5 protein-coding genes are annotated in these 6,574 nt (G+C 59.9%); 2 read left to right on the forward strand and 3 right to left on the reverse strand.

Annotated elements, in window-relative coordinates; translation table 11 throughout:
- The coding region (locus DIS04_RS20130) for a hypothetical protein (protein WP_162623135.1) at positions 1-183 on the reverse strand (183 nt) is incomplete at its 3' end.
- 278 nt (positions 184-461) lie between these two features.
- Between DIS04_RS20130 and DIS04_RS20135 the strand changes: the two genes are divergently transcribed.
- A complete protein-coding gene (locus DIS04_RS20135; RefSeq protein WP_111415576.1) occupies positions 462-1,172 on the forward strand; it encodes a transglutaminase-like cysteine peptidase in 711 nt (236 codons plus the stop codon).
- Positions 1,173-1,245: 73 nt separating this feature from the next.
- Entirely contained in the window at positions 1,246-3,162 is a 1,917-nt protein-coding gene (locus tag DIS04_RS20140; RefSeq protein ID WP_111415577.1) for an EAL domain-containing protein, read from the forward strand.
- Between the two features lie 60 nt (positions 3,163-3,222).
- Here the strand turns inward: DIS04_RS20140 and DIS04_RS20145 are convergent, their stop codons facing one another.
- Both DIS04_RS20145 and DIS04_RS20150 read right to left on the reverse strand, forming a co-directional pair.
- Positions 3,223-3,549 carry a tryptophan synthase subunit beta like protein gene (locus tag DIS04_RS20145; protein WP_111415578.1) on the reverse strand — a complete coding sequence of 109 codons (327 nt, stop codon included), beginning with the start codon at positions 3,547-3,549 and terminating at the stop codon, positions 3,223-3,225.
- A gap of 93 nt (positions 3,550-3,642) precedes the next feature.
- A partial coding sequence (locus DIS04_RS20150) for a type I secretion C-terminal target domain-containing protein (RefSeq protein WP_111415579.1) occupies positions 3,643-6,574 on the reverse strand: 2,932 nt, incomplete at its 5' end.

Raw genomic sequence — 6,574 nt, forward strand, 5'->3', positions numbered from 1 at the left:
CAGGGTCACCGGGCGGTCGAGTATCTCCGTGGCCGACAGGCTGCCGTCGCGGCTGGCGAAGCGCACCGTGAGGCTGAAGGGCGCGGAGAGCGCCTCCTCCAGGGTGAAGTCGATCACCGCCAGCCCGGCGCTGTCGACCCCGGCGAGCGCGAGGGTGAATTGCAATCCAGTTGCGTCGGCCATGTGCACGTTCCTTAAGTTCACCCGATAAAAGCGCAAGCGAGAAATACGCAAGGTTACGCAAGCGAAGCGAAGGGACAAGACGGATGGGGCACAAAGCGTTTTTGTCTGACGCAAGCTGTCGGCAATGTCTTACAACGCGCTGCCATAGCGGTACATCCTTCCTGATGAGAGACGCCTCCTGGCGCGCAGTAGAAGTGTCATACCTATCGTGCTGGCGTTGTCACTCCTCTATACTCGGTCCAATGGCTTACATTCCTTAACATGTTTCGGCGCGCCTGATGACGCATCGCCCTCCCCCACATGGCTTCAAGCCCGGTCGCCGCCGATTCCTGGCCGGCCTGGGAGCGCTTTTGCTGGCCGCCGGGCTGGGTCTACCCCCAACGGCTCTCGAAGCACGCATCGACCGTGAGCGACTACGCGACAGCATGCAGCGCCTGTATGGTCGCTCCGGCCTCGCCATCCTCGAGGAGTGGTTCACGCTGATCGACCGACTGCAGGGTGGCGATCTCGACACTCAGCTGCGCGAGGTCAACGACTTCTTCAACCGCCGGGTGCGCTGGCTGGAGGACACCCAGATCTGGGGGACCGAGGACTACTGGGCCACGCCGCTGGAGACCATGGGCAAGCGCCAGGGCGACTGCGAGGACTACTCGATCGCCAAGTACGTGACGCTCAAGGAGCTCGGGGTCCCCGGCTCCAAGCTGCGCATGATCTACGTCCGCGCGCGTATCGGCCGCAGCCAGATCAACCAGGCTCACATGGTGCTCGGCTATTACGAGACGCCTTCGGCGGTGCCCCAGGTGCTCGACAACCTCGTCCCTTCCATTACGCCTGCCAGCCAACGCACCGATCTCGACCCCGTATTCAGCTTTAACAGCGAGGGCCTGTGGGCCGGCGGGTCCAGCCAGTCGCGGGCCGATCCGGTGGCCAGGCTGTCACGCTGGCGCAGCGTGATCGAACGCATGCAGCAGCAAGGATTCCTCTCATGACAAGGCCACACGACAACAAACGATCGACACAACGAAACGTATCAGGGCGTTCATTTCCGGGGGGAACGAAGACATGTCATTGATCAAGCAGCTCTGGCTGGCCATCACGACCCTGCTGCTGCTGGCCTTCGTGGGTAGCCTGCTCATCGGCGTGACGAGCAGCCGTCATTACATCGAGCAGGAGATCGAGATCAAGAACATCGACAATGCCAATGCGCTCGCCTTGTCGATGAGCCAGATGGAGAAGGATCCGGTCATCCTGGAACTGCTGCTGGCGGCTCAGTTCGATACCGGGCATTACCAGCGCATCGAGCTGCGCGATGCCGAAGGCGAGATCATCGAACAGCGTACAGCCGGCGAGCACATTGAAGACGTACCGGCCTGGTTCGTCGAACTGGTTCGCTTCGACGTGCCCGCCGGCCGGGCCGTGGTACAGAACGGTTGGCAGCAATACGGCACCCTGGAGCTGGAGAGCCAGCACAGCTTCGCCTACCGCTCGCTATGGCGCAGCACCCTGGAGCTGGCCGGCTGGTTCGCCCTTGCCGGTGCCGTCAGCCTGCTGCTGGCAAGCTGGATCGTGAACACCATCCGCCGCCCGCTGCGCAACGTGGTCAGCCAGGCCCAGGCTATCGGCCAGCGCCGCTTCATGATGGCGAGCGAACCAAGGACGCGGGAGCTGCGCGAGGTGGTGCAAGCCATGAACCAGCTCTCTTACGCCGTGCGCCAGATGCTCGGCGAAGAGAGCGACAAGCTCGACCAGCTGCGCCGCCGCATGCAGCACGACCCGGTAACGGATACCCTCACCCGCGTGCCCTTCCTGGACCAGTTGCAGGCTCACCTCAACAGCGAGAAGGAGGACGCCAGCGGGACGCTGGCGATGGTCCGCGTCGCCCGCCTGGGCGAACTCAACCAGCACCTCGGCCATGCCGGGACCGACGCACTGCTGGTTCGGGTCGCCCGGCGCCTGGACCAGTTGGCCAACCTGTACGGTTACGGCACGGTAGGGCGCCTGAACGGCAGCGATTTCGCGCTGATCCTGCCACGGCATCACGACCTCGAAGCGCTCGGCAACGACTTGGCGGAACGACTGCGCAGCCTGGGCGCAGAGCTGGGTACCGTCGTGTCGCTGCCCTCCGCCCTGTGCCAGTATCGTCAGGGGGAAGCCCGGGGCCAGCTGCTGGCCAGTCTCGACGGCGCCCTGGCCAGTGCCGAGCGCCAGGGGGAGTTCGGCCAGGTCATGGTCGACCAACCCGCTGCCAACGTGCTGTTTACACGCCATGACGAGTGGCGCGAGGCGCTGTCGGATGCCCTGGATCAGGGGGTCTTGCTGGCGCACTATCCCGTGCTGGACGCAAGAGGCGAAATGATTCACTTCGAGGTCCCGTCGCGCCTGCGCCTGAAGGAAGAGTGGCGACCGGCAGGCGTCTTCCTGCCCTGGATCTCGCGCCTGGCGATGGCGCCGACTCTCGACCTGGCCGTCGTTTCGGCGGCGCTGGCGGATGTCGAGTCCCGCGGCAAGGCGGTGGCAATCAACCTCTCCTCGGACTCACTCAGCGACGGCCACTTTGTCGGTGAACTGCTCTCTCGCGTACGCGCCCATCAGCGCATTGCCGACAAGCTGTGGTTCGAGCTGCCGCAGTCCGCGGCCATGCAGCAGCCTCAGGCGCTCAGGACCCTGTGCCATGCCCTGCTGGGATTGGGCTGCCGGGTCGGGCTGGAGCATGTCGGTACCCAGTTCGGCAAGATCGAAGGGCTGCAGGACCTGGGCCTGAGCTTCATGAAGATCGACGGCGCCTTGAGCCAGGAAATCGAGAGCCGCGGCGATCAGCAGAGCCTGCTGCGCGGCATGGCCACGCTGGCCCACTCCCTCGGCATCATGGCCATCGCGGAAGGCGTCGAGAGCCAAGGGGCTGCTGACACTCTCTTCGAGCTGGGGCTGGATGGGGTCACGGGCCCGGGGATCCGTGAACAGAGTACTAACGGCGGTTGAGACCAATACCCCGAGTTCCAAGAACGGCCGGCATTGCGCTGGCCGTTTTCGTTCATGGCATCAGATGGTGTCGTTATCCTCTTCCGACATCAGGCCGACGCTGTTCCTGCGCTTGCGCAGCGACTGACGCTCCATCAGCTTCTGCTGGGCGGGCTCGGGCAGATCGGTGAAGCTGAGCACGCCCTTGTCCATCAGCACGTTGATCACGTCCTCGAGTACCCGCACGAAGGCGAGGTCGGACTTCGACAGCGCCAGGTTCTCGGCGTCATCCTCCGCGACGAAGCTCTGCAGCTCGGGCGAGCACGGCGGCACGAACTCCCGGCACTCTACTGTTGCCTCACGGCTGACCTGCTCGATCTGGCCGGATTCGTCTCGCTTGATGTACATGGCTTGGCCCTTGAATGATCCTTACGTAGAGTAACAAACGCCCTGCCCGGTGTCTCCAGGCAGGGCGCCAACACTCCCCTTGCGATATCTTCGTTACTCGATATCAATCTTGCCTTCGTCCAGCAGTTGCTGAAGCAGGTTCTCCTGGTAAGCCACGTCTTTCAGCACGATAGTCTGGTCCTCGGCATCGGAGTTGTAGCCCCCGCCGAACCCGCCGGATGTACTTATGTGAATCAGCGTACCGCCCTCACCGTCATCGCTGGCATGTAGGTAATGACCGATATCGGTTTCGCTGTCACGATCCTGCAGCAGATCGGAAATATTCAGCGTGTCGCCTTCGCCGACTTTAAAATCTATCACCTGATCTACAGCGGCATTACCCGCTTCGACCTCATCGCCCAGCTTCCAGGCGAAGGTGTCTGCACCGAGGCCGCCATGGAGAGTGTCATTGCCAGCACCGCCGATCAGGGTGTCGTTACCCGCACCTCCGATAAGAGCATCATTACCCGCACCGCCGATCAGGATATCGTTCCCCGCACCGCCATCCAAAGTGTTATTGCCTCCATCCTCACGGCTAGTGTCGATCAACCGTGACCAATTCTCACGAACATAGCCCATGACTTGACTTTCACTGGGAGTCGCACCGTTATTGCCAATCTCACTGTCCCAGCGCAGGAACTCGATCAAACCAATATAACCGAGCCCATCATGCTCATAGGCATTGAACACCTCGCCTGTCTCACCATTGACCCAGGAAAGATGATCACTAGAAACGGTATCCCCGAAGATGATGTCATCACCACTCCCACCTGCAAGGGTATCATCACCTAACTCAGCCAGTTCGTCGCGATGAGAGCCACCTTGCAACGCAGCTTCGAGATCCTCCGCAGTGTTGACGATATCTACTTGACCAACAGGGCCTGTGACAGAGCCACCATGTACCCATTGTGTAGCAGAATCCACCACAGAAGTATTGTCAAAGAACCTCAACAGATCTCCGTTGATATCCGATCCTATGCCAATAGCATTGACGGTACTGACCCCAGCCAGATTTTCAAATGCATTCATGGCTTTTTGCATCGCCGTTTGATTGGTATTGTAGCCACCCGTCGTACTGTAACTAGACCAGCCATTGCTATTGTAAGCTGTTGGAACCCCATCTGTCAGGAAGTACGTCACATTTTCAAAACCAGAAGAGCTTACATCATCAAGCCACCCTTTTGACTCAAGGAAAGCATCTTGGTAGTTCGTCCAAGTTTGTTGAGAAATATTATCGATATCAGATTTTATGCTATCAAGATCTGCAGCATCAAACCCTTCTATAGTCGAAACTTCCCAAGCATTATTGGAGAAAGCGACAAGTTGAACATTGACAATGCCATCATGGTTAGAAAGCTGGTCGGCTAGAGCTTTCAAGGCCTGCTTGGCCAACTGGAAGCGAGAGAGACCGGGAGTGCCAGATGCATCATTCATACTCATCGAAGCATCTAGGATCAATGAGATATTGTAGTCTTGGCCAGGCTTGATGATGGTGAATTTGCCGCCGGTATCGCCAATCAGGACATCACTGCCACTGGTACTGTCGTGGCTGTTCTCGCTGTTACTGCCAACATAGAGTGAATCAGGCGCTGGCGAGCTCAACTTAATATTGCTGTCAACGGTATCCCCATCCGCATCCTGACCTTCGATACTCACCTCAATGTCGAAATCGGACGCTGTACCCCCAGTCTGGAACGACAGATCGCCGAGCTTGAAGTTATCGCCATCGTCGCCGGTAACCTCGATGGCTTCGAAAGTCTCGTCAGTATCAATGCGGTAGCTCCAGCCATCCTTCACGCCTTCGATGCGTATACCATCGCCCACCTGAGTCAGCGTAACTTCGGAAGTAACGTCGACGCCATTGGCATCCAGAATGGTGATATTTTCTGGTGACAGCGTCAGGTATTGATCCGTTACGTCGGACGGATGACCACCGCTGGCTTCGGCATCGGCCACTGCCTTGACGATGAATGACGCGGCACTCTTAGCGCCCCCTGTCAGATAGACATCCTGGGTGAACTGGGTGGCTTGGAGATGAGCATCCCACTCCGGAGCGCCGGAGACGCTATTGAAACCTAAGCCCTGCAGAAGATCGAAGCGAATGAACTCACCATTCGTAATGCTCTGCCCTTCGCTGACCCCGAGACGTCCCGAACTGGTATTGATCGTGTCGGTTGGAGTAGATGAAATCAGAACGTCATTGTCGACGGTGCCATCCTGGCTGTTCAAAGCATAGTAGCCGGAGTTGCCGCCACTGATGCCTCCAGCGATATTGCCTTCGATCAGCGTGCCATTGAGTACTTGGCCATTCACCTTGAGGGAATACCCGTCACCGCCTGGGCTGAGGGTAACCACAAAGGCTTCCACACCACTTTCGGTAACGGCTGTGAGCTGTTGGCCATCGGCACTCAGGGTATAGCTCAGCGGCTGCCCATCGAAAGTAACGGCGTTGCCTTGCGTATCCACGGCAGACTGCCCCTCCAGGCTGGCCTTGAATACGACGTTACCCAGGCCATCGGCCCCGACGGCATCGGCGAAGTTGAGCGCCCCCGTCACGCCATCTACCAGCGTACCGGCATCCGGCGTGAACGCGCTGGGCACGTCGTCGACGATGTCGATGGCGAGGCTGCTGCCGGCGGTGTCGCCGTCGCTGTCGGTGACCGCCACGGCGAAGCTCTCCTGAACGCCGTCGATATGGGGACCTTGGGTGGTGTGTTCGTCGGTGGCGCCGGCCAGGGTGTAGGTCCAGCTGTAGCTGCCGTTGGCGAGCGAGACGACCAGGCTGCCGTAGGTGCCCTGCACGGTACCGCCAGTGGTCACGTCTACTGCATTGCCGTCCTTGTCGGTAATCTTCAGGCTCGCCAGGCCGTCGTTGCCGGTGCCAATGTCGAAGGTGCCGCTGGTGATGTGCGAGCCGTCATCGGCACTGCCGCTCGGCAGACCGGCTTCGTCGACGCTGGCCTGGCCGTCGCTGACGTCGGGACCG

This window comes from Billgrantia lactosivorans (assembly GCF_003254665.1).
GTDB lineage: Bacteria > Pseudomonadota > Gammaproteobacteria > Pseudomonadales > Halomonadaceae > Halomonas > Halomonas lactosivorans.

Excerpts from the sequence above, each read along its gene's own strand:
- DIS04_RS20135 (WP_111415576.1), top strand. The coding sequence starts at position 462 with ATGACGCATCGCCCTCCCCCACATGGCTTCAAGCCCGGTCGCCGCCGA.
- DIS04_RS20140 (WP_111415577.1), top strand. The coding sequence starts at position 1,246 with ATGTCATTGATCAAGCAGCTCTGGCTGGCCATCACGACCCTGCTGCTG.
- DIS04_RS20145 (WP_111415578.1), bottom strand. The coding sequence starts at position 3,549 with ATGTACATCAAGCGAGACGAATCCGGCCAGATCGAGCAGGTCAGCCGT.